A 20,934-nucleotide genomic window follows, 5' to 3' on the forward strand; every position below is an offset into this window, starting at 1 on the left:
GCCCCGAACCGCACTGTGCGCCCGGCCGAATCAGCCGGGCGCACAGTCGATTCGAGATCGGACAGCGTCAGTTGACCTGACGCCCCGACTCACCCCAGTACTTCGCGCGCAGGGCCTTCTTGTCCGGTTTCCCCAAGGGGCTCAACGGGATCGAGTCGGCGAACTCGACGGTCTTGGGTGAGTGGACCGCGCCCTTGTGTTCCTTGACCAGGGCCTGCAACTCCTCGACCGATACCGTCTTACCGGGGCGCAGGACCACGATCGCGGTGACCGACTCGCCCCACTTCTCGTCGGGGACACCGATGACCGCCGCCGCGGCGACGGCCGGGTGGGCGGACAGCACGTCCTCGACTTCGCGGGGGAAGACGTTGAAGCCGCCCGAGACGATCATGTCCTTCTTGCGGTCGACGATGTAGAGGTAGCCCTCCTCGTCCTTGCGGGCGACGTCGCCGGTGTGCAGCCAGCCGAATTTCGTTGCCTCGGCGGTCTGTTCGGGCTTGTTGAGGTAGCCGCGCATGATCAGCGGACCGCGCACGCAGATCTCACCGGGCTCGCCGTCGGGCACCTCGTTGCCCTCGTCGTCCAGCAGCGCGACGTGCAGCCACGGCACCGGACGGCCACAGCTGGCCAGGCGCTCGGGGCGGCTCAGGTCGTGATCGGCCTTGCGCAGCGCCGAGATCGCCATCGGGCATTCGGCCTGGCCGTAGAACTGGAAGAAGATCGGGCCGAACCGCTCGATGGCCTCGGCGAGGCGGGCCGGGGAGATGGCCGACGCGCCGTAGAAGACGGTTTCCAGGCTGGACAGGTCGTACTTGTCCAGGTCCGGGTAGTCCAGCAGCGCGTACAGCATGGTCGGGACCAACATCGTCGCGGTGATCTTGTACTTCTCGATCGCCTTGCACAGTTTCTCCGGATTGAATCCGGGCAGCACCACGATCGATCCGCCGCGCATACTCGTCGGATTCCAGAACGCGCCGCCCGCGTGACTCAGCGGCGTGCAGACGAGAAACCTTGTCTCGCTGGGCCATTCCCATTCGGTCATCTGGATGCGCAGCATGGTCGCGGTGCCGCGGTTGCTGATCTGCACGCCCTTGGGCTTGCCGGTGGTGCCGCCGGTGTAGGCGAGGCTGAACACGTCGTCGAGGCCGGTGGTCGGCCCGACCAGCTTTTGCGCCTCGAACTTCGCCGATTCGGCGAGCAGATCCGTGCCGACCTCGGTGGGCCCGAAGGCGAGCAGATTCTTCAGACCGGGCACCTTCGGCGCGAGCTGCGCGGCACGCTCCTCGAACGCGCTCGGGTCGTAGACGAGGGTGTCGATACCCGCGTCCTCGAGCACGTAGGCGTGATCCTCCAGCGACCCCATCGGATGCAACGCCATCGACCGGATTCCGGACAATGCGTTGGCGCCCTGGGCGATCAACACCTCGGGCCGGTTCGCGGACAGGATCGCGATCGCCGAGCCCGAGGCGATACCCAGCGCCGCATATGCCTGGGTGAAACGGCTGATCTGATCGCGGACCTGCCGGTAGGTCAGCTCAGCGTCCCCGACGTACATCGCCGTCCGATCGGCATAGCGATCCAGCGAGCGGATCAGGATGTCGACCGGCAGCGGTTCACGGTGCAGGTAGTCGGGCTCGTCGTGCTGCGGGAGGACAGGTGCCATCGGTCATGCGCCTTTCGCTGGGTACCGGACACCTCCAAGTTAGAACACGTTACAGAAATTGCCTAGTGGAACCGCTCAGACGGCACCCAGACGCACCGGCAGCGCAGCAATGTCGTTCTGCGTCAACACCGGCAGATTGTGCAGCTCCTCGACCGGAACGGCCAGGTCCAGATCCGGGAAACGCTCGAACAGCGCGGGCAGCGCGATCGCGGCCTCGAGCCGGGCCAGCGCCGCACCCGGGCAGATGTGCGGGCCGTAGCCGAAGGAGATGTTGCGGTGCGCGGTCGGGCGGGTGACGTCGAATTCGTCGGCGTCCTCGCCGTGCACCGCGAGGTCGCGACCGATCGCGCGATACGACATCACCACGCCCTCCCCCTGCTCGATCACGGTGTCGCCGACGGTGATGTCCTCGGTCGCGAACCGCATCAGCAGATGGATCACCGGACCGTCCCAGCGCAGCGTCTCCTCGATCACCTGCTTCCACTCGATCTCGCCGCTGCGCACCTTCTTCAGCTGATCCGGATGGCTCAGCAGGGCGCGCACCGCGGAGATGATCAGGCTGACCGTGGTCTCGTGCCCGGCCGCGATCAGGGCCCGCAGATTGCCCTCGATCTCCTCCTCGGTGAGCGGCTCACCACCCTCGTCGGCCTGGATGAACGCGCTGGTCAGATCGTCGGTCGGATGCTCGACCCGCTCGCGCACCATCGCGGTGAAGTACGCGATCATGTCCTCGATGATCGCCAGCCGCTCGTCCTGCGGGGTCAGCAGCGAGAAGAACGCCTTCCACCGCTCCAGCAGCATCGGATGGTCCGCGCGATCCACGCCCATCAGCTCGCTGATCACGCGCATCGGCAGCGGGTAGGCGAAGACCGCCTTGAGATCCACGACCCCGCCGCCAGCACCGGCAGCGGCCAGATCGTCCAGCAGTTCGGCGGTGAAACGTTCGATCAGCGGCCGGATCTGCTCGAGTCGCCGCGGCGTGAGCGCCTGAGTGGTCTTGATCCGCAGCCGCCGGTGTTCGGGACCGTCGACGGTGAACATCGAACGGCCCGCGTCGATCATGCCGATCAGCGGCCACTCGCGGGTCACCGTGCCGGAGTTCCACAGCGACCAGGAGTTGATGTCCTTGACCAGACGCGTATCGACCAGCAACTGCCGGGCGATCTGGTGATCGGTCACCGTCCAGGCCGGGACGCCGAGCAGTTCGATGCGCGTCAGCGGGCCCGCGTCACGAAGTTGCGTGGTCTCCCCGGCCAGATCGCCGATCATCGGGTCGACGGCTAGCGGACATTGTTGGCTCACGGGGTACCTCCGACTGCACGAACAGGGGTGAAATTGACCGGTAGAGAAGCCATTCCGCGAAGGAACGGGGAAGGTCTGCGGACCAGGCCGGACACCGGCACGGCCAGATCGATATCGGGCAGCCGATCCAGCAGCACCTCGATACCGGTCCGGGCGATGATCTCGGCGATCTGCTGCGCCGGGAACGGGCAGCGGTACTCGCCGTGGCTGAACGCGAAATGCGCGCTGTTACCGGCGTGCACGAGATCCGAGCCCTCGCCCAGATGCGCGCGTACGTGCGGATCGCCGTTGGCCGCGCCCAGGCCCAGCAGCAACATGTCACCGGCGCGAATCACCTTGTCCGCCAAGCGAGTATCGCGCGAGGCCCAGCGCCCGGCGAGGATCTGGTTGGGCGCGTCCTCCCAGAGCGCCTCGTTCATCGCCTGATCCACACTGCGCCGCCCGCCGCCGAACGCGACGGCGAAACGCTCGTCGGTCAGCATCAGGCCCAGCGAGTTGATCAACCAGTCCGCGGTGGTGAGATGTCCGGCGGCCAGCACCGCCTGCACGTCGAAGCCGTACTCCTCGTTGCTGAACGGCTCCGGGAAGTCGATCATCGCGGTGATCATGTTGTGCCCCGGGTGTTCTCGCTCCTGATGCACCCGGCCGTGCGCGAGTTCGACGAACCGCTGATACGCCGCCTGGGCCTGCGCGCCGCCGTCGGCGAGGGTCTTCATCGCCCACGCGAGTTCGGGCGCCTCCCGCTCGGAGAAGCCCATCAACTGCGCCATCACGAGCACCGGCAACGGTTCGGCGAACTCGGCGACCAGTTCGGCCTCACCCCGCCCGCAGAACACGTCGATCATCCGATCCGCGAGATTCTCACAGGTGCTGCGCAATTCGAACGGGTCGATGGATTCCAGCGCCGGTTCCACCATCGCCACGTGGCGACGGTGCTCCGCGCCCGCGGTGAAGTAGATCGAGGGCATCGGCTGGCCGACCATCGGCAGCAGCGGCCAGTCCGGCGGGATGTTGGGCCACTGATTCCACAGCGCGACGTCGCGCGGGAACAGCTCCGGATCGCTGGTGACCTGATGCAACTCCCGATACCCGATCACCAGCCACGCCGGAATCCCGCCCGCGAGTTCGACCGCCACCACCGGACCGTGCGCGCTGCGCATCTCCTCGTAGAGCCGATGCGGATCGGTGTGGAATCGCGGGCCGCTCAACGGAACCACCGAGGAGTCCGGGTGCACCGGGCAGCCGCCGAGGTGGTCGTATCCGGCTTCGGGGGTTGTCATGGCGCGGACTCCGGGGTCGGGACGGCACCTGCGTACAGATGCTCGACGAGGGTGATCAGGACCTGCTTGCCCGAATCCCTGGACCGGGCATCACACGGCAGCAGCGGCACGTGCGGATCCAGGTCCAGCGCCGCGCGCACCTCCTCGACATCGGTGAAGCGGGCGCCGAAGTCGTTGCACGCCACCACGAACGGCGTGCGCTGATACTCGAGCCGGTCGATCGCGTACCAGCAGTCCGCGATCCGGTTCGGGTCCACCAGCACGATCGCGCCGAGCGCCCCGGTGAACAGCCGGTCCCACAGGAACCAGAACCGTTCCTGACCGGGCGCGCCGAACAGGTACAGCACGTGTTCGTCGTCGATGGTGATCCGGCCGAAGTCGAAAGCCACAGTGGTGGTGGACTTTCCGGGCACCGCCGAGGAATCGTCCACGACCGCGCCGGCATCGGTCATCGTGGCCTCGGTGTCCAGCGGACGGATCTCGCTGACCGACCGGACCATGGTGGTCTTGCCGACCCCGAATCCGCCCACGATGACGATCTTCAGCCCGCGCTGCACGGTGTCCCGCAGCGGCGCGTCGGCGCGATCGGGCCGCCGATCAGAGTTTACGAAGTCCAACGAGCACCTTCTCGAGGGTGGAGGCATCGGCCACCCCGGTCCACCCCGCGCCGCGGTCGGTGGAGCCGGAATACGGATGCCGCACGGTGATCCGGCCGGCGTGCAGCAGATCCGACAGCAGGATCGTCACGATGCCGACCGGGAGACGCAGTTCGGCGGCGATCTCCACCACCGCGGTCGGGGCCCGGCACATGTCCAGGATCGCGACGTGTTCGGACTGCATGCCGGGGGCGGGGGCGCATTCGCTGACCACGAGGGTGACCAGGTCGAACGCGTCGGAATCGGGTTTGCTGCGGCCGCCGGTGAGCGTGTAGAGCCGATCGGGCCCCTCGTCCCGGACAGACCTGCTCATCGCGGATACCTCACGCAATCCCCCCGTTTCGCGGTGGCGCCACCAGATGGTGGCCGAGTTGTTCGACCAGTTCGGCCATGTTGTGCCCGACCAGCCCGGCGTCGGCGTCCTCGTTCGCGACCACCGCCAGGTGCGTGCCCAGCCCCGACTGCACGATGAACAGGATGCCGCCGTGGAATTCGGTCATCGATTGGCGCACACCGCCTTTGGCGTCCCCGAACTCGACCGAGGCGCCGTGCGACAGACTCTGGATACCCGCGGCGATGGCGGCGAGCTGATCGGCCTTGTCCACGCTCAGCTCGGCGGTATGGCACATCTTGAGCCCGTCGCTGGACAGCAGCAGCGCGTGCCGCGCCTGCGGAGTACGCGACAGCAACTGTTCGAGCAGCCAGCCCAGCTGGGACGGCGCGGATGTGGTCATGATTCCTTCTCCACGGTCGGGGACGGGGTGGTGGTGACCGCGGTGTCGCGCCCGCTGATCGCGCGCTGGAATGCACCCAGCGCAGAGGGCTTCAGCGGCGGCGCGGCCGGTGCGCTGGGCGATCCGTCCGGTTCGTCCAGGCCCTCGGGATGCACGGCGGCCAGGGTGCTGCCCTTACGTCGCTTCGGAAGCACCGATGTCGTTGCGGCCGTGGCGGATTCGAGTTCGGCGGATTCGGCGGCGGCGATCGCGTGCACGGCGGTGTCGAACCGCGCGGCGGGCAGCTGCTGGAATTCGGTGCGGGTGGAGGCGATCGAAAGTGCCGCCGGCGCACCGCGATCCACCCGGACGATCAGATCGCGCGGCACCACCACGACCACGGCGGTGCCGCCGATCGCGGAGGGCCGGTAGGACACGCGCAGACTGTGTTTGCGGGCCAGATGCCCGACCACCGCGAGGCCGAGCCGAGTTCCGGTGAGCGAGGACAGATCCGAGCGTTCGCCCTGTCCCGCGCCCGATACTGCCTCCTCCGCGCGACGCAGCGCGGATTCGCTCATCACCAGACCGCTGTCCTCGATGGTGACCACCACGCCCGCGGGCACCTCGGCGGCGTAGACGTGCACCTCGGTGGTCGGCGGGGAGAAGTTGCAGGCGTTGTCGAGCAGTTCGGCCAGCGCGTGCATGACGCCCTCGGCCGCGTGCCCGGCAACGCCGATCTCGGCGATGACGCGCAGCCGGACGCGCTGATATCCGGCGATCCGGCCCATCGAACCGCGCAGAATCGATTCCATCGCAATGGGTTTGGCCCAGCGGCGGCCGGTGCGGGCGCCCGACAGCACCGCGACACTGTCCGCGAGGCGGCCCGCCTGGGCGGTGCGGTGGTCGAGTTGCAGCAGGTCGGCGAGCACCTTCGGTTCGCCGTGGCGGTGTTCCATCTCCCGCAGTTCGGCCAGCATGCTGGTGGTCATCGCCTGCATCCGGCCGGCCGCGCCCGCGAAGGCGGCCATGGCCGAAGCGCGGCGGCGTTCGTTCTGCCGGGCCTCCGCGGCCCGGTCCACCACCGCTCGTTCGGCGGCCTCGATCCGCAGCGCGGCGTCCTCCCCCACCGCGACCAACTGCGCCGAAAGTTCCTCGCGCACAGCGCTGACCCGCGCCGCCGCCTCCCGATGCACCGTCTGGAGGGTGTGCTCGGCCTCCTCGGCCAAGGCCCGGTACCGACGCGCCTGCGCCGCGTAGTAGACGCCCGCGGCGGCGATCGCGCACACCAGCAGGGCGGCCGCACCACAACCGATCGCGACCGACGCGCGCGCACCGGAGGGACTGAAGAACACCGCGCCCATCACCGCGACCGCCGTGACGACCGCACACGCGCCGAACGCACTACCGGCCGCACGCAGATCTCGATTGCCGGAACCGGCAGCCTGACCGTTCTGCGGATTTACTGATACGGCCAACTTCTGCACTTTCCGTTCCGTAACCAACCATTCAAAAGAAACAGCCCGGATGTACACCCTTATACATCCGAATCCCCTGTTAGAGACCCTGATTCATTACGCGCAGCAGCATAGCCCGGCGGGCAGATCAACGCCACTCGACGAGATCCGACTCGGTCGAGTTACGTTCCAGCGAGGCCCGCCGGATGAAAGATTCATCTTGAAATTTGAACCATAAGTACCCCGCCGCTGCGTCCGGAAAACCTCGGACATCCGAACATCCGCATGCGTTGTCCGATATCCTGCGGCACGCCGATCACGCTGCAATCACGCGCCGATCACGGTGTGGCACACCGCAGCTCGGCCCCCGGCCGACCACCGGAACGACGACAGCGGACAGCCCGGTGCAGGGCTGCCCGCCGTCGCAAGTTATCGGCGCATCACCGCGGCGGCGCGCCGTCGCGCATCGCCGTCAGCGAGCGCCCAGCAGATGCTCGAGGGCCAGCTGATCGAGCCGCTCGAAGGCCATTCCGCGGCGTCCGGCGGCGTCGGCGTCGAACTCCTCGAAGCTCGCGCGGTCCGCCAGCAGCCCGGTCAGACCGTCGGCGGCGGTGGGCACCGCCAACTCCTCCACCCGCGAATCCCGCAGCGCGGCTTGCACATCCGGATCGGCGCGGAACGCCTTGGCCCGGTCGGCCAGGATGAGGTAGTTGCGCATACATCCGGTCGCCGCGGCCCACACCCCGTCGAAATCCTCGGTGCGCGCGGGCTTGAAATCGAAATGCCGCGGGCCCTGATAGTCACTGCGCTCGAGCAGGTCCACCAGCCAGAATGCCTGTCGCACATCGCCCGCGCCGAAACGCAGGTCCTGGTCGTATTTCGGGCCGGTCTGACCGTTCAGATCGATATGGAAGAGTTTGCCGTGCCACAGCGCCTGCGCGATGCCGTGCGGGAAATTCAATCCGGCCATCTGCTCATGTCCCACTTCGGGATTCAGGCCGAACAGTTCCGGAAATTCCAGTTCGCCGATGAAGGCGAGGGCGTGACCGATCGTGGGCAGCAGGATGTCCCCGCGCGGCTCGTTCGGCTTGGGCTCGATGGCGAAGCGCAGGTCGTATCCCTGCTCGCGGACGTGGGTGGCGAGCAGGTCGAACGCCTCCTTCAACCGGTCCAGCGCCAGCCGAACATCCTTGGCCCCACCGGATTCCGCGCCGTCGCGGCCGCCCCAGGCGACGTAGGTGGTGGCGCCGAGTTCGGCGGCGAGGTCGATATTGCGCAGGGTCTTGCGCACCGCGTAGCGCCGCACGTCACGATCGTTGGCGGTGAACGCGCCGTCCTTGAACACCGGATGGGTGAACAGGTTCGTGGTGGCCATCGGCACGGCCAGCCCGAACTTGTCCAGCGCCGCCCGGAAGCGCGTGATCGTCTGCGCGCGTTCGGATTCCGACGCCTCGAACGGGATCACGTCGTTGTCGTGGAAGGTGATGCCGTACGCGCCCAGCTCGGCCAGGCGCTCGATCGACTCCACCGGATCCAGGGCCGGGCGGGTCGCGTCGCCGAACGGATCGCGCCCCTGCCAGCCGACGGTCCACAGGCCGAAGGTGAAGCGGTCGGCGGGGGTGGGAGTGAACCTGCTCATGGGCGGCTCCGAACTCTGCGCGGGATCGTCGATCCCTATTTGTTAAGTCGAAAAACAAATATAGTGGGCGGTGACCCGGATGGGAAGACCGTCCGCACGACCACGGCAGGAGCGTGATCATGGCTGTTCAACGCGTCGTCATCGGCGTCGACAGCTCGACCCAGGCCACCAAGGCGCTGGCGGTCGACGTCGACTCGGGCGAGGTGCTCGGCCAGGGGCGCGCGGCGCACACGGTCAGCACCGGCGAGGGCCGCGAGAGCGATCCGCGGCAGTGGTGGTCGGCACTGGGTGCGGCAGTGGCGGCGACCGGGTATTCCGCACGGGCCGAGGCGATTTCGATCGGCGGGCAGCAGCACGGGCTGGTGACGCTGGACGCCGCGGGTGCGCCGGTTCGTCCCGCGCTGCTGTGGAACGACGTGCGCTCCGCACCGCAGGCCGAGGCGCTGGTCGATCGATTCGGGGCGCTCTGGTGGGCCGAGCGCACGGGCTCGGTGCCCAATGCCTCGTTCACCGCCGCCAAGTGGGCGTGGTTGCGGGAGAACGAACCCGGTAATGCCGAACGTGTTGCGGCCGTGCGTCTTCCGCACGATTATCTGACCGAGCGGCTGAGCGGTGTCGGGGCGACCGATCGGGGTGATGTCTCCGGGACGGCGTGGTGGGGGCCGTCGGGGTACGACGGGGAAGTGCTCGCGGCGATCGGACTGGATGCCGCTACACTTCCGACTGTCGCGCCGCCGAATCGTGAGGTCGGGCTTTCTCGTTCCGATAGTCCTGTGCCACAGGGGATTCCGGTAGCGGTGGGCACGGGTGACAATATGGCCGCAGCGTTGGGGCTCGGCCTCGAGCCGGGCACTCCGGTGCTGAGTCTGGGGACTTCCGGCACCGTGTATGCCCGCACCCTGACCCGCCCGAACGATCCCACCGGCGTGGTCGCCGGGTTCGCCGATGCCGGAGGCGATTGGCTGCCGCTGGCCTGCACACTCAACTGCACCCAGGCCATCGACCGCGTCGCGACGCTGCTGAGCCTGGACCGGGAACAGGTCGAACCAGGCGGCAGCGCTGTCGTGCTGCCCTATCTCGACGGCGAGCGCACTCCCCGCCTCCCCGCAGCCAGCGGCCTCATCCACGGCCTGCGCCACGACACCACGCCCGGCCAGATTTTGCAGGCCGCCTACGATGGCGCGGTGTATTCCCTGCTCGCGGCCCTCGAGTCGGTCCTGACGCCCGGGGCCTCATCCGATCCCGAGACGCAGCCGGACCAGGACGTCCCGCTACTGCTGATCGGCGGCGGCGCACGCGGAGCCGCCTGGCAGCACACAGTTCTGCGCCTGTCCGGACGCGCGGTCCGCATCCCGCCCGCCGGTGAACTGGTCGCCCTCGGCGCAGCCGCCCAAGCCGCGGGCCTGCTGACCGGCGAAGACCCCTACGCGGTCGCTCGTCGCTGGGGCACCGCCGAAGGTCCACTGCTGGAACCGATTCCGCGTGATGCCGACGCCGCCGAACGCATCGCAGCGACACTCCGCTCCGCGGACTCACTGTTCGGTGTCCCCGCGACGCTATCGAGTATCGAATGACCGAGACACCTCGAAGTCCGGTGCAGCACAACGGCATCCGCCATGTCGACACCCGAACCGCCTCACAGACCGGGATGCGCAGACAGAATCTGGCCGTCGTCCTGGGCACCGTGGCCGCGCACGCCGAACTGTCCCGCGCCGACGTGGCCGGACATACCGGACTCACCCGCGCGGCGGTATCGAGCCTGGTCGACGAGCTGATCGCCGCCGAACTCGTCCGCGAGGGCCCCATGACGTCCTCGGGACGTGCCGGACGTCCCGGGCGCACGCTGGCGCTCAACGACAGTGGGCCCGCCGGATTCGGGTTGGAGATCGGTGTCGGTCATCTCGGCGCGTGCGTGGTCGATCTGCGCGGCGAGGTGCGGGTGTGGCGGCGCGTCGAACGAGCCAACGCGCACCGCGATCCCGCGAATGTTCTTGCCGCACTGGCGGATCTGGCCGCAGCGGCACGATCCGAGGCCGAATTGCTCGGGCTGCGGCCACAATCGCCGATGCTGTCGGTCCCCGGCCTACCCGGACCCGGAATGCTCACGCACGCACCGAATCTCGGCTGGCACGACGTCCCGATCGCGACGCTCTGGCCGGGCCCGGACACGCCGACGCTGGAGAACGAGGCCAACCTCGGCGCACTCGCCGAACTGTGGGCGGCCCACGCGCCCACCAACTTCCTGCACGTCTCCGCCGAGGCCGGGATCGGCGCTGCCCTGATCATCGACGGACGCCTCTACCGCGGATCACGCGGTTACGCCGGGGAACTCGGCCACATGCCGGTCCACCCGAACGGCCCGCGCTGCACCTGCGGCAGTCGCGGCTGTCTCGAGCTGTACGCGAATCAGGAGGCGGTGCTGCATGCCGCCGGACTGCCCGAGCCGACCGCCACCGACCCGGTCACCGCCCTCACCGACCACATCCGCGCCGAACATCCGGGTGCCCTGGACGCGATCGAACGCGCCGGAGACGCCCTCGGCATCGCCCTGGCCGGTGCGATCGGCCTGTTCGACCCCGCCGCGGTGATCCTCGGCGGAGCCTACGCCGAACTCGGCCCCTGGCTACTCCCCCGAATCCGCAGCCAACTCGAAACCCGTTTGACCGTAAGACCTTTCGACCCGGAAACAGTCACCGCCTCACCCCTGGGCCGCCGCGGCCCGATTCTCGGCGCGGCCCTGCACACGATTCAGCGGATCCTGCGAAACCCGGCCTCGCTCGGGTGATTCCGGCATTTCATTCCGGCAGTGTCGCCGGGGCCGGACCGAAGGTGCGGTGCGCATTGGCCACCACGGCCCTGCCGAACGTCAGATTGCCCGCGGCTCCGATCGCCGCGCCGATTCCGATCGGCAGCGCCTTGCCGAACACGAGCACGCCGCGTCTGATGAGGAACTGCACGACGAACTTCTTCGCCATGGCATTGTCGATATTCCGCACGACCGGGAGTTTGTCCGCCACCACGGCGGCCCAGTCCCGCGCCGACTGGCTCGTATTCTTGCCGAGCAGCTCGGTACCGCTCTCGCCGAGCACGACGCCGACGATCAGGGCGCGCTGCTGGTTCGGCGACATCGACTCCATCCCGTGCAGCGCGCCCATCGAGGCGGCGTAGAGCGCGGAGGCTTCCAGGAAGAACACCGATTCGATGCCGCTGGTCGCCAATCCGATCAGCGTGCCCACCCCGGGAACCGCGGCCGACAGGCCCGCGAGCGTGCCGCTGGCGGTGACGACGATCAGATAACCCGACTCGAGCCGCTTCTCGATATCCTCGACCGCACGTTCCGGATGCCGCTGCCGCAACCGGTCGACATATTTCGCCGCCAAAGGCGCCTGCACCCCGGTCCCGCCGCGCAGCAGCAACTCGACAGACTTCTGTATCGCGCGTTCGAACATGACGGCGTTCCTTTCCCTGGCCCCACGCGCTCGTCTCGGTGTCGCTCGATCCCGCCGAGCATATCGGAGTGTGGGCATGCGAGAGGTTCCACACCTCGGCGGGCGGGGTCCCGCGCAGCGGTGGGAACACCGCCTGTTACGAGATGTATTGCAGCGCAGTCCAATCTGCTCGATCCAGGCAGCATTCTCCGCTCCGGGACCCTTCCGCGAGTCCCGGCAACGCAGCCTGTACCGCCCGTGTACCCGGTATGGTCCGCTGCTCGACGGCGCGCCCACCCGTCACGAATCGGCCGAACCCGGCATGCTGTCATCCGAAACGGGCGAATTCTGCGAGAAAGGCACACCTGCATGCACATCGTGGCCGATATTCTGGTCGGACTCCTGGCGGTCCTGCACATCTACATCGTGATCATGGAGATGTTCCTGTGGACCACCCCGCGCGTGCGCGCCTCCTTCGGCAGTACCGCCGAATTCGCCGAGCAGACCAAGGTACTGGCCGCGAATCAAGGCCTGTACAACGGTTTCCTCGCCGCGGGCCTGATCTGGAGCCTGATCGCGAGCGACCCGGTCGGGCATGACGCGGGCATCTTCTTCACCGCCTGCGTCGTCGTCGCCGGGCTGTACGGCGGGTTCACCGCGGGCCGCCGCATCCTCCTGGTCCAGGCGTTGCCGGGCGCGATCTCGCTGATCGCGGTGCTGCTGGCCGGATAGCGCCGCGACGGTACCGAACAGCGAACTGCCCCAGTTCGAAGGTGAAGACGCGCGGCGGCCGTCCTCTTCCATGACGAAAACGCCCGTACCAACTTTCAAACCGGGCCAGCACCGCTTCGTCCATCGTGTGCCACACGGAGCCGCGAGCGAATTTCATTCGGGTGCAACAGTATTCACATCGATGCCGCCGCGCGCCGGTATGCTGCGACCGACCGCGTCGGCTCCGGCGATCAGCCGAAGTTGGACCCTGCGGTCATACCGCCGTCGGCGACGAATTCCGAGCCGTTGCAGTAGCTGGACTCCGCGGATGCGAGGAAGACGACCAGGCTGGTCACTTCTTCGGGAAGCCCAAGGCGCGCAAGCGGATTCGATGAGCGATCCACGGCGGGGGCGGCACCGGGTTCGGCGGCCGGGGCTCCGATCATCGGGGTCATGATGCCGCCGGGATGTACCGAGTTGACGCGGACGCCGTGCGGGGCCAGTTCCAGCGCAGCGGATTTGGTGAGTCCGCGCAGGCCGAACTTCGACGCGGTGTAGGCGTGCATCCCCGCCACGCCCTGCATTCCGGCGGCGGAGGAAATATTGATCACCGAGGACGGGTGGGAGTCGACCAGTGCGTCCCGGGCCGCGCTCAAGCCGAGGAACGGGCCGGTGAGGTTCACCGAAAGTACACGGTCCCACTGCTTTTCGGTGTAGCTGCCCAGCGGGCCGCCGTCCAGCAGACCGGCGTTGTTGACCAGGACGTTGAGCCCGCCGAACTGTTCGACCGCGGTCCGTACCGCCGCCGCCCAATCCTCGGCGCGAGTCACATCCAGATGTACGAAGACCGCCTGCTCGCCGAGTTCGGCCGACAACCGCTCACCGGCATCGTCGGCGATATCGCCCAGCACCACGGCCGCACCCTCCGCGACGAAGGCGCGCGCGTGCGATGCTCCCATACCGCCTGCCGCACCGGTGATCAGTGCGATACGTCCGGTCAATCGTCCTGCCACAGTGGAGAACTCCTCGTTTCGTTCGGTTGGTTGGGTCCGCGTCGGATCAGTTGACGGACGCGGGGTGTTCCAGGCGCAGTACGCAGCGCGTGGTGCTGTAGATCGTCGGCATACATTCGTTGCAGTGGGTGCACGCCGATCGGGTCGCGGGATCGGATTGGATGCGGCGCAACAGATCCGGCTCCCGCAGCAGCGCCCGGCCCATGGCCACGAATTCGAAACCCTCGGCCCGCGCGAGCCGCATGGTCTCCAGATTCGTGATGCCGCCCAACAGGATCAGCGGCATGGTCAGCTCGCGGCGGAACTGCCGGGCCATGTCCAGCAGATACGCGTCGTGGTAGGGGTATTCGCGCAGGAACTTCTTGCCCACCACCCGAAAACCCCAACGTGTCGGCACCGGAAGGGTTTTCGCGAACGCGGTGCGCGGCGCGTCGCCGTGGAACAGCAGCATCGGGTTGAGCAGTGAACTGCCTGCGGTCAGCTCCAGCGCGTCCAGGCAGCCGTCCTCCTCGAGCCAGGCAGCCACCCGCAGGGATCCGGCCAGGTCGAGGCCGCCGCGCGCACCGTCCACCATGTTCAGCTTGGCCGTGATCGCGAGCCGCCCGCCCACCGCGTCCCGCACGGCGCGGGCGATCTCGCGGGCCATCCGGGCGCGGTTCTCCGCGGACCCGCCGTACCGGTCGGTGCGCCGGTTCAGCAGCGGGCTCAGGAACGCGCTCGCCAGATAGTTGTGCCCGAAGTGGATCTCCACCGCGTCGAATCCGGCCTGCTCGGCGTAGCGGGCCGCATCGGCATGTGCCGCAACGAGTTCGGCGATCTCCGATCCGTCGGGCACCTTCATCATCCGCATACCCAGCGGGCTGAACATACGACTGGGAGACAGGGCCGGGAACCGGTTGGACGCGGCGTTCGCGACCGGTCCGGCATGGCCGAGCTGGGCGCTGACGGCCGCGCCCTCGGCGTGCACCGCATCGGTGAGCCTGCGTAATCCGGGCAGCGCGTCCGGACGCATCCAGATCTGATGCCGGTCGGTGCGGCCGCCCGGCGCGACGGCGCAGTAGGCGACGGTCGTCATACCCACACCGCCGGAGGCGATTTCGCGATGGAAGCCGATCAGCTCGTCGGTCACCAGGGCGTCGGGGGTGCGTCCTTCGAAGGTCGCGGACTTGATCACCCTGTTACGCAACGTGATCGGGCCCAGTTGCGCGGGTGCGAATATGTCGTTCATCGGTTTTCTCCTGTGGGAGCGGTCAATCCGGCCACCACGAAATCGCGCAGCGTCGCCACCGCGCCCGTGGACAGGTCCGAACCCGGCGCTTCGAGGTTGCCGAAGCGCATGATGATCAGGTCGAAGGCGAGCATCCAGCGGCGGCGGCTCTCGCGTTCGCCGAGGCCGGGCAGCATCCCGTCCCAGGTGTCCAGGCGGAACCAGGGCCGGCTGAAGCCCATCGGCCGGCGGCCGAGCACGAATTGCGCCATCAACCGCAGGTGCAACCGCCCGACGGGGTCCGCGGCCAGGTCCACGAACGGCTCGATCACCGCGTCGACGACCTCCGCCACGCCCGCCTGCCGCGCGACCAACTCGGTGAGCCGGGTGTCCCACAGCGCACCGAGCCGGTCCTCGATCAGCGCCGCGACGAGCGCCTCCTTGGAGCCGAAATGGTAGTGCACCGCAGCGGAATTCGCGCCCGCCGCCGCGCAGATCCCCCGCACCGACACCTCGTCGTACCGCCCGGTCAGCAGTAGTTGTTCCGCGGCGGCGAGTAGCCGCTCACGGGTACCCGCCGAGTTCTGCACCTGCTCAGCCATGCACCGAGTGAAGCATAGTTCAAACGATGATTCAATCACTGATTGACTCACCTGCGGGCCGCACGAGTGCCCGGTCCCGAAACGCGCGACGCCGATCTCGCCGCCGAGTCCTGACGCGAGGGTCTCGGTAAGCGGTACGGCGGCTATCGCCGCACACCGTCCATGCCCTAACGTCCGCAGGGATCGCACTCGACCGGAGAAAGGGCGGACCCACCGCGATGGCCGACTTGACTTACGAGAACACGCTGCGGGAGTTGCACACCGACGAAGGGGTGCTGCGTTATCACGAGGCCGGTGACGGCCCGCCGCTGCTGTTGCTGCACGGCTCCGGGCCGGGTGTCTCCGGCTGGCGCGACTACCGTGGCAATCTCGCGGTCTTCGCCGAGCATTTCCGTTGTCTGGCACTGGAATTCCCCGGTTTCGGGGTGAGCGATCCGACCGATCAGCATCCGATGATGGCCGCGCCCGCCTCGGTGCTGCGTTTCCTGGCCGGGCTGGGCCTGGAGCAGGTCGACGTGATCGGCAACTCGATGGGCGGCATCGTCGCGGCGAATCTCGCTATCGCACAACCGAATCTGTTCCGCCGCATCGTCACCATCGGCGGCGTCGGCCGCAACATCTTCAGCCCCGGCCCCGGCGAAGGCATCAACCTGCTGATGGACTTCACCGACAACCCCACCCGCGAAGCCCTCATCGCCTGGCTGCACTCCATGGTCTACGACCGCGGCATCATCACCGAGGAGATGGTCGAGGAACGCTGGGCCCTGGCCACCGACCCCAAAACCCTCGAATCGGCCCGCCGCATGTACAGCCGCCGGGCCATGACCGCCACCGCCGCAGCCGCCGCCACCTCCAACCAACCCCCCTACTGGGCCATGCTCCACAAAATCACCGCCCCCACCCTCATCACCTGGGGCCGAGACGACCGAGTAAGCCCCGTCGACATGGCCCTGCTCCCCCTCCGTACCCTCCCCCGAGGCGAAATCCACATCTTCCCCAACTGCGGCCACTGGGTCATGATCGAACAGAAAGCCGCCTGGGAAAGCGCGGTCCTCGCCTTCCTCACCCGCCCCGACAGCGAGTAATTCGCGACCGACCGATCCGCCGCCGCCACACCACCAGCGGCGGATCGATCCGACGGCGAACATCGAGCGAGCATGGCCCACGCAGACACCCAATCATCCTGTCCTACAAGCGATGTCATTCATCTCGCGTAGAGCCTGCCGCCGAACGTAAGGTGCCCCGGCGACGACGCAGATGCCGGTGGAGATCCACAACACTAGCTGTAGCCACTCCGCGACGCACTGACCCGACACCTCGCACACCGCATCGCCGACTGGATTCCGTTTTGCCGCAATACTTTTCATGAGACGGGGCGCGGATTATGCTCGATTTCCGTGACACTTGCGGAGATCGAGGAACGCCTCGCGCAGTTCGATGCGCTGCTACAGCCGGTTGCCCGGTACCCCATCGACATGTCAGACGCGGAGTGGGCGCAGAAGTTGCGGGCGGCACCGGATTCGCTGACGCAGGCGGGGATTCGCGGCGAGGTGGTGGCGCTGGTGCGCGCCGTGCTGGCGGAATACGCGCGCGGTGATGCCGAGCTCCGGACGGCGCTGCGCGTGCTCTATGCGCGGTACCGGTCGTTTCGATGGGCCGCCGCCATCCCGACGGACGCCACCACGGCCGAGGGCTTCCGACTGGGTCTGCTGCAACTGTCGATCCGCGATCACGGGGAGGACAGCCGCGACGAAATACTGACCCTCGACGAAGACTGCCGCCTGGCCGCCGAGGCGGGAGTCGACATCGCACCGATCCTGCGAGAGGTCGCGGCGATGTCCAGTGACGTCGACAAATACGGTATGGGTTCGATGCGCGACACCCTGCTCGGTCACGCTCACTGAGCAGGACGCATTCGACAACGGAGGTCGGGACCATGGATCGGATCGATCGCGACGAGGTCGTGCGGGTGCTCGAGGCGGTGATCGACGTGGTCGGCGGGCCGGATACCGATGTGTCGTGGTCGGGGTATGACGACCCGGCGGAGGTGGTCGCCGATCTTCGGGGGCTGAGTCGGCGGGTGCGGCCGCCGGGGCCGGATCGGGGGACGGTGCGGCAGATATCGTTGTTGTTCGCGCCGACGGGGGCTGTTCAGGAGATTTCGATCAGTAGTGGGTGGGGTGACGAGTTCTTGGGGCTCGCGGATCGGATGGATCGGGCACTCGGCGAGATCGATTGGGGCTGAGGGGGTTCCAGGGGATCAGCGGCCGGTGACGGTTTGGCCGGGGCGGAGGACCGTTCCGCATTCGCCGGTCTTCTGGTAGTCGGGCAGCAGGTGCGGGAGGACGTTGCTCGAGTACTCGCGGAGTTGCTGGAGTTGGCGGGCGCTGGGGACGACGTCCTTGCGGACCCAGTCCTCGTCGGGGCTGGAAGTGTTCTCGGACTGCTGGATTCGGTAGTAGTCCCGGGACATGCGGGGGTCCACGGTGAGGCCGCTGCCCATCCAAACACCGTGGGAGTGAACGAAAGTGGGGCGCAGGTCCTCGAATACGTAGTCGCCGAGGTTGATTCCGGCCTTACCGGCGCGGATGTCGGCGATCCGGGCGTCGGTGAGTCCGGCCATGTCGACCAGGCGTAGCCGCGAGGTCAGTGAACTTCCGCCCATGTCGGGGGCCAGCAGGGTGCCCTTGTCCAGGTGCAGGATGTCGGCGTAGCCGTTGAAGTAGCGGCCGAAGCGAAGGGCGATCCAGCACAGCGGCACATCGGAATTCGCGCGATAACGCTCGGTATCGCCCGCCCACGCCACCCCGGACGGAATCAGCGCGGCGACCAGCGCCAGCGCGGCCACCACCCGCCAACGCGCACCCACCACGGCCAGCACCTCGGCCGCCGCGATCACCACGACGAACGCGGCCAGCGCCCACACCGGCGTCGCGAACCGGAACTGCGCCATCCAATCCGGCCGCAGCACGCAGTAGGCGAGCATCGCCAGCACCAGCGGAACCAGCAGGGCCACCAGCCTTTCCCGACGTTCACCGGCCCAGACGAGCGCGACCACTACCACCGCGACACCCGCGACAACCGCGGGCGTGCCCGCGTAGTGCACCAGATCCATCACCCTGGTCAGCTCGTCGAGACTCGGCAGCGCCTGATGCTTGGCGACCGCCGTATTCGCGACCAGCCGACCGAATTCCACGATCCGCCACACCAGATACGCACCGAACGGAATCGCAAACGCGACAACGGAATACAGCACGTGCCGCAGCGCGGTGAGCCAGGTGGCACGCCGCACGAGTACCAGCGAAACCACCGGATACGCGGCCAGATAGACCAGTCCGTCGGGCCGGGTCAGCGCTGCGAACGCCGCGAGCACCCCGACCGTCACCGCCACCGCCGGTGTCCACAGCCGCCCCTCCGAGACCGCCACGAACATGCGCACGGCCAGCACGCACACCGCCACCGCGAACAGCGAGTTCTCCAGCCCCGAGAAACACCAGATCACGAACGACGGAATCATCGCCAGCACAACGCCCACGGCGAAGGTGACCAGCGCGGGCCACCGCGTCACCCGCCGCGCGGCGACGTGACAGGCCACGAGAATCCCGGCGCAGCACAGCAACCCGATCGCTTTGGGATACAACACGAAATCCGGAATCCCGAACAGCGATCCGGAATCGAACAGATGACACCACTTGCCCACCACGAGCACCATCAGCCAGGTGGGATCGGAGAACCCCTCGACGGGTTGCGCACCGGGCTGCAACACCGGCCCCAGACCTGCCGCGACGCTGCGGGCATACGCGAACGTGATGCCCGCGTCGTCCACCACCCACTGCCCGTATTGCGCCGCCCGCCAGGCCAGCAACAGCACACCGCTCAACACCGCGGCCACCGCTGTCCACCCCGGCCAGCCACGCCGCACGTCCCCCGGCACTTCGACGGAAGCCTGCGGCCGAACCGGCACTACCTCGATCATTGCTCAGAACCCACGTTCGAAAGATGTTGCCAGGGAAGGCAACAGCCTCCGCCTACTGGCGATGTCCATGGACTCCGATTGATCCTGATGCACAGTTCGGCAGCTGTCAATTTGGTTACCCCCGACAACGGGGCCACCGATCGGGCCCGGCCGCCGGCGGTATGCTCAGCCGAACTCGACGGTGGCGAGCATGCGGCGGGCGAGGTCTTCGGGGTCGCCGTCGCCGAGCCGCGAATCCCGCAGTGCGCCTTCCCTGGACAGTGCCGCGTAGCCGTGCACGAGGGACCAGGCGGCGAGTTCGACATCGCGCCGACGGTCGGGGTGCACCCCGGTTCGGGCGACGCCCGCGCGCAGGAATTCCCCGGAACGGTCTCGGGCGGTGGCCAATTGCTCGTTGCCGGTGTCGAGCAGGTCGTGGCGGAACATGACTTCGAAGTGGCCGGGGTGCCGTCGGGCGAACCGGATATAGGCGATCGCCACCTCGCGGAAATCCTCTCCGGCGCTGCGTAGTTCGTCCGCGAGCAGGCCGAATCCCTCGATCGCGAGTTCGGTCAGCATGCCCTGGCGGTTGCCGAAATGATGTGCCGGGGCCGCGTGCGAGACCCCGGCGCGTTGGGCGAGCGCGCGCAGCGACACCGCGTCGATGCCCTCGGTCGCGATCTGTTCGGCGGCCTCGGCGAGCAGTACCGCCCGCAGATCCCCGTGGTGATACCGGCTCCGCGTCATGTCCCGATCATGAACCACTATCTAGACATTGACAAGTTCACCCGTCGATTCTAATCTAGCCACTGTCAAGATTGGCTCGGCTCAGGAGATCCTGATGGCACCGTTCGTCGTTCTCGTCCTGGTCGGCGGCATCGCCCGCCTCATCGGCCTGCTACCGCACGCGGGCTGGCTCGATTCCTGGCCACACGCGGTCCGGCTGGGGCTCGCGGCGATGTTCATCCTCACCGCGAGCGCGCATTTCCTCCGGCCCCGGCGCGAGGCCCTGATCGTCATGGTCCCCGAGCGGCTGCCCGGCCCGGCAGCCCTGGTCACGGTCACCGGAATACTCGAATTCGCCAGTGCCGCAGGGCTTCTCATCCCGCCGGTGGCGCCGATCGCGGCGATCTGCCTGGCCCTGATGCTGATCGCGATGTTCCCGGCGAACGTGCGCGCGGCTCGCTCCGGTGTCGGCCTGAAAACCGTTCCGCTCCCGGCACGTACGGCATTGCAGGTGATATTCATCGCCGCCTGTGTCCTGGCCGCGTGCTGAATTCTGTTCTCCGAGTTCACTTCCGGGACGTAGAG

General features: G+C 67.8%; 21 protein-coding genes. 7 read left to right on the plus strand and 14 right to left on the minus strand.

Features of this window, described 5'->3' with window-relative positions; genetic code table 11:
* Positions 1-67 precede the first annotated feature (67 nt).
* From NRB20_RS02425 to xylA, 8 genes are all read right to left on the minus strand, one after another.
* Positions 68-1,663 carry an AMP-binding protein gene (locus tag NRB20_RS02425; protein ID WP_153407485.1) on the minus strand — a complete coding sequence of 532 codons (1,596 nt, stop codon included), beginning with the start codon at positions 1,661-1,663 and terminating at the stop codon, positions 68-70.
* 75 nt (positions 1,664-1,738) lie between these two features.
* Positions 1,739-2,965: a cytochrome P450 family protein gene (locus NRB20_RS02430; RefSeq protein ID WP_319944351.1), complete on the minus strand. Its 1,227-nt coding sequence runs from the start codon at positions 2,963-2,965 to the stop codon at positions 1,739-1,741.
* Complete coding sequence (locus tag NRB20_RS02435; protein ID WP_153407486.1) at positions 2,962-4,245, minus strand: cytochrome P450 family protein; 1,284 nt, start codon at positions 4,243-4,245, stop codon at positions 2,962-2,964. Before NRB20_RS02435 ends, NRB20_RS02430 begins: the two co-directional genes overlap by 4 nt.
* Positions 4,242-4,862 (minus strand): GTP-binding protein, encoded by a 621-nt coding sequence (locus NRB20_RS02440; protein ID WP_227833109.1) that lies wholly within the window; start codon positions 4,860-4,862, stop codon positions 4,242-4,244. The genes NRB20_RS02435 and NRB20_RS02440 overlap by 4 nt, the downstream gene beginning before the upstream one ends.
* Positions 4,843-5,214: a DUF742 domain-containing protein gene (locus tag NRB20_RS02445; RefSeq protein WP_153407488.1), complete on the minus strand. Its 372-nt coding sequence runs from the start codon at positions 5,212-5,214 to the stop codon at positions 4,843-4,845. The genes NRB20_RS02440 and NRB20_RS02445 overlap by 20 nt, the downstream gene beginning before the upstream one ends.
* Positions 5,215-5,224: 10 nt before the next feature.
* Complete coding sequence (locus NRB20_RS02450; protein WP_153407489.1) at positions 5,225-5,635, minus strand: roadblock/LC7 domain-containing protein; 411 nt, start codon at positions 5,633-5,635, stop codon at positions 5,225-5,227.
* Positions 5,632-7,089: a sensor histidine kinase gene (locus tag NRB20_RS02455; RefSeq protein ID WP_227833110.1), complete on the minus strand. Its 1,458-nt coding sequence runs from the start codon at positions 7,087-7,089 to the stop codon at positions 5,632-5,634. Before NRB20_RS02455 ends, NRB20_RS02450 begins: the two co-directional genes overlap by 4 nt.
* 451 nt (positions 7,090-7,540) lie before the next feature.
* Complete coding sequence (gene xylA / locus NRB20_RS02460; protein ID WP_153407490.1) at positions 7,541-8,707, minus strand: xylose isomerase; 1,167 nt, start codon at positions 8,705-8,707, stop codon at positions 7,541-7,543.
* A 119-nt stretch (positions 8,708-8,826) separates the two neighbouring features.
* Between xylA and xylB the strand changes: the two genes are divergently transcribed.
* A complete protein-coding gene (gene xylB / locus NRB20_RS02465; protein ID WP_153407491.1) occupies positions 8,827-10,281 on the plus strand; it encodes a xylulokinase in 1,455 nt (484 codons plus the stop codon).
* The gene (locus NRB20_RS02470) at positions 10,278-11,492 is read left to right on the plus strand and encodes an ROK family transcriptional regulator (RefSeq protein ID WP_153407492.1); all 1,215 of its coding nucleotides are present in this window, start codon (positions 10,278-10,280) and stop codon (positions 11,490-11,492) included. Before xylB ends, NRB20_RS02470 begins: the two co-directional genes overlap by 4 nt.
* A gap of 10 nt (positions 11,493-11,502) precedes the next feature.
* Here NRB20_RS02470 and NRB20_RS02475 read toward each other — a convergent pair whose 3' ends face one another.
* On the minus strand, positions 11,503-12,156 hold the full coding sequence (locus NRB20_RS02475; RefSeq protein ID WP_153407493.1) for a hypothetical protein: 654 nt from the start codon (positions 12,154-12,156) through the stop codon (positions 11,503-11,505).
* 348 nt (positions 12,157-12,504) lie between these two features.
* Between NRB20_RS02475 and NRB20_RS02480 the strand changes: the two genes are divergently transcribed.
* Positions 12,505-12,867 (plus strand): DUF1304 domain-containing protein, encoded by a 363-nt coding sequence (locus tag NRB20_RS02480; RefSeq protein ID WP_153407494.1) that lies wholly within the window; start codon positions 12,505-12,507, stop codon positions 12,865-12,867.
* Positions 12,868-13,097: 230 nt separating this feature from the next.
* Here NRB20_RS02480 and NRB20_RS02485 read toward each other — a convergent pair whose 3' ends face one another.
* The 3 genes from NRB20_RS02485 to NRB20_RS02495 are packed head-to-tail and all read right to left on the minus strand — an operon-like array spanning position 13,098 to position 15,668.
* Positions 13,098-13,859, minus strand: coding sequence for a glucose 1-dehydrogenase (locus NRB20_RS02485; protein ID WP_319944352.1), 762 nt, complete (start codon positions 13,857-13,859; stop codon positions 13,098-13,100).
* A gap of 46 nt (positions 13,860-13,905) precedes the next feature.
* Positions 13,906-15,087, minus strand: a complete 1,182-nt coding sequence (locus tag NRB20_RS02490; protein ID WP_153407495.1) for an NADH:flavin oxidoreductase — start codon at positions 15,085-15,087, stop codon at positions 13,906-13,908.
* A complete protein-coding gene (locus NRB20_RS02495; protein ID WP_153407496.1) occupies positions 15,084-15,668 on the minus strand; it encodes a TetR/AcrR family transcriptional regulator in 585 nt (194 codons plus the stop codon). The genes NRB20_RS02490 and NRB20_RS02495 overlap by 4 nt, the downstream gene beginning before the upstream one ends.
* A 218-nt stretch (positions 15,669-15,886) precedes the next feature.
* Here NRB20_RS02495 and NRB20_RS02500 point away from each other — a divergent pair, with 218 nt between their 5' ends.
* From NRB20_RS02500 to NRB20_RS02510, 3 genes are all read left to right on the plus strand, one after another.
* Positions 15,887-16,753, plus strand: coding sequence for an alpha/beta fold hydrolase (locus tag NRB20_RS02500; RefSeq protein WP_153407497.1), 867 nt, complete (start codon positions 15,887-15,889; stop codon positions 16,751-16,753).
* 312 nt (positions 16,754-17,065) lie between these two features.
* A complete protein-coding gene (locus tag NRB20_RS02505; protein WP_227833111.1) occupies positions 17,066-17,572 on the plus strand; it encodes a hypothetical protein in 507 nt (168 codons plus the stop codon).
* Positions 17,573-17,604: 32 nt separating this feature from the next.
* Complete coding sequence (locus NRB20_RS02510) at positions 17,605-17,913, plus strand: hypothetical protein (protein ID WP_153407498.1); 309 nt, start codon at positions 17,605-17,607, stop codon at positions 17,911-17,913.
* 15 nt (positions 17,914-17,928) lie between these two features.
* Here the strand turns inward: NRB20_RS02510 and NRB20_RS02515 are convergent, their stop codons facing one another.
* Positions 17,929-19,644 (minus strand): hypothetical protein, encoded by a 1,716-nt coding sequence (locus NRB20_RS02515; RefSeq protein ID WP_227833112.1) that lies wholly within the window; start codon positions 19,642-19,644, stop codon positions 17,929-17,931.
* A gap of 165 nt (positions 19,645-19,809) precedes the next feature.
* Positions 19,810-20,370 (minus strand): TetR/AcrR family transcriptional regulator, encoded by a 561-nt coding sequence (locus tag NRB20_RS02520; protein WP_153407499.1) that lies wholly within the window; start codon positions 20,368-20,370, stop codon positions 19,810-19,812.
* A gap of 94 nt (positions 20,371-20,464) precedes the next feature.
* Here NRB20_RS02520 and NRB20_RS02525 point away from each other — a divergent pair, with 94 nt between their 5' ends.
* On the plus strand, positions 20,465-20,899 hold the full coding sequence (locus NRB20_RS02525) for a DoxX family protein (protein WP_153407500.1): 435 nt from the start codon (positions 20,465-20,467) through the stop codon (positions 20,897-20,899).
* Positions 20,900-20,934: the final 35 nt, after the last annotated feature.

This window comes from Nocardia macrotermitis, from assembly GCF_009604405.1.
Lineage (GTDB): Bacteria > Actinomycetota > Actinomycetes > Mycobacteriales > Mycobacteriaceae > Nocardia > Nocardia macrotermitis.